Origin of the sequence: Tunicatimonas sp., from assembly GCF_049647865.1 — a bacterium.
Lineage (GTDB): Bacteria > Bacteroidota > Bacteroidia > Cytophagales > Cyclobacteriaceae > Tunicatimonas.
In genome coordinates, this window is record NZ_JBARYM010000289.1 from 1 (window position 1) to 2332 (window position 2332).

General features: G+C 40.3%; 2 protein-coding genes and 1 pseudogene. All 3 read left to right on the forward strand.

What is annotated here, in order from left to right; genetic code table 11:
* Window positions 1–475, forward strand: a pseudogene (locus tag WBA23_RS08855) (glycosyltransferase); the annotation flags it as partial.
* Between the two features lie 47 nt (window positions 476–522).
* Window positions 523–1821 (forward strand): flippase, encoded by a 1299-nt coding sequence (locus WBA23_RS08860; RefSeq protein ID WP_424581915.1) that lies wholly within the window; start codon window positions 523–525, stop codon window positions 1819–1821.
* A 6-nt stretch (window positions 1822–1827) separates the two neighbouring features.
* On the forward strand, window positions 1828–2332 hold a 505-nt coding region (locus tag WBA23_RS08865; protein ID WP_424581916.1), incomplete at its 3' end, for a hypothetical protein.

Consider the following 2332-nt stretch of genomic DNA (forward strand, 5'->3'; position numbering starts at 1 on the left):
TTTTGATGTTTACGCTTTTCCTCGGGTAAGCTCGCACGGATGGGCTACCTGGAAAAGTAAGTGGATTGACATAGACTGGGAAGTGAAAGACTTTGAAGAATTTAATCAGTCCTATGCCAACCGAAGAAACTTTAGAGCCAACGGAAGCGATTTATACCGAATGTTGCGTAAGCAAATGCGCGGAAAAATTGACTCGTGGGCCATTCGGTGGCAGTACCATCTATACAAGGAGAAACTATATACAATCTATCCTACTATTTCCAAAGTAGATAATATTGGCTTTGGTACTGAGGCAACCCACTCTACAGGCTTCGACCGTTTTACAACGGAGCTTGATAAAAGCGATAGCACAACATTCCAATTGCTGCCAAAAATAGAATCAAATAAAAAGATACATGAGCAATTCATGGACTTTTACTCAGTAAAATCCCGGGGTATTGCCAAAGTAAAGCAGTTGCTAACAAAGATTAGATAAAAAGAATAAACCTCAGAAGACCTTGAAAGGAGGTACCCTGCATGCCAATGAAACTGCTTTCAGCTTCAAAATTAGTGAGCGATTTTAAGCGAATATATAGTAACCAGTATTTTGGAAATACAGTGTGGCTACTAGCTGAAAATGGAATGCGGCTGGTGTCGGGCTTATTTGTAGGGGTTTGGGTGGTTCGCTATTTGGGCCCGGAAGATTTTGGTGTGCTTAGCTATGCGAGTAGTTTTGTGGTGGTGTTTGCGGCTTTAGGTTCGCTGGGAGTTGATAATATACTGGTTAGAGAACTGATCGTTCAGAAGAAAAATCGTGACTACCTAATAGGCTCAGCCTTTGCTATAAAGTTGATTGGCTCCGCAGTATTAGTTCTCTTTGTTTCCGTAGCTCTTTGGTTTTCCCCCAGTTCAGCCAAGGTAAATATCATTGTCTACCTTATTGTACTGTCCAATCTGCTTGGTAGCTTCAACGTGATTAGTCTATACTTTCAATCGCAGGTATTATCCAAATATCAAGTGTACGCTAGTATTATAAGCATAGGCGTATCAATCACTGTAAAAATACACTTTATCCTCACCGAAAGGGGTTTATTTGCTTTTGCCTCAGTTTATGCCATTGAGAGCCTAGTATTTGTAGTTTCCTCCATTTTCTTTTATAGGTATAACGGGCTATCGTTGTTTACCTGGAAAATACGGCGATCAACCATAACAACGTTATTTAGCGATAGTTGGCCACTGTTATTATCCGGCATTTCTATTTCTCTCAGCATGAGAATAGACCAAGTGATGCTAAATTATTTCTTAGATACATCAAGTGTGGGGCTATACGCGGCAGGGGTAAAAATAGCCGAAGTGCTCGTATTTATTCCCGCTGTAATTGGTAAATCGATCTATCCTAAGATTGTTGCTTTGGATATGGAAACAGAGCAGGGCAAATTAAAAGCACTTATTAAGCACATTTTCTATCTGCTGTTGGCAATTTCTATCGGTGTCCTTATTTCGTCGAAGTTCCTGGTCGATTTACTGTATGGCAACGATTATTTGGAGAGCCAGTTCGTGGTCGGTATTCTGGTATTTACAATTCCGCTCACGTACTTAGGTACAATCACCAATAAGCTTTTACTAAAATTTGGGTTAGGAAAGGTGGTATTTGTCAAGCAATTTTCGCTAGCACTTCTTAACATTATTGCCAACCTTATTCTCATACCGAAGTACGGAATTATCGGTGCTGCTTTTGCAACCCTAATTGCCAGCTTAGTAACAAATTTATTTTTCGAGTTATTTGTGCCCGGCAAAAGATGGCTTTTTGGCCTAAAAATGAATGCCCTACTACTAAGATGATATAGTATGAAGATATTAACGGTGGTAAAAGATTTGGGAAAAGGAGGTACGCAGAGGGCAGCTCAAAACTTTTGCGAAGGTTACAAGATTCTTGGTCATAATAGCCGACTGTATGCAGTAAACGAAGGAGGTTTTAGAGGTGATGAACTAGAGCGTAGCGGAATAGTCGTTTACACGAACTACTGTAGGGAGACAACTACCAATATTGAGGAATGGAGTCCTGAGCTTATCCATATCCACTCCCACGATATGAATCCCCAATTAGTTATGGAGTTGAAAGCACTTTTACCGAACGCGAAATTTGTTGAGACTAATGTATTCTCAACCCTATCGGAGTATACTTCTGTTTTAGATCGCAGCTTCCAGCTATCTAAATGGTGCAGTTATTTGTACCTGTCCAGAGGGGGATCTACTGAAAAGCTAAGAATTGTTCCTAACCCTAATAAAACACAGTGCTTTTACAAAGCAAGCCAACAGGAAATAGCCGCATTTAAGAAGAGCTATCATCTTC

Bases quoted from the DNA above. Each gene is read 5' to 3' on its own strand.
- WBA23_RS08860 (WP_424581915.1), top strand. From the start codon at position 523: ATGAAACTGCTTTCAGCTTCAAAATTAGTGAGCGATTTTAAGCGAATA.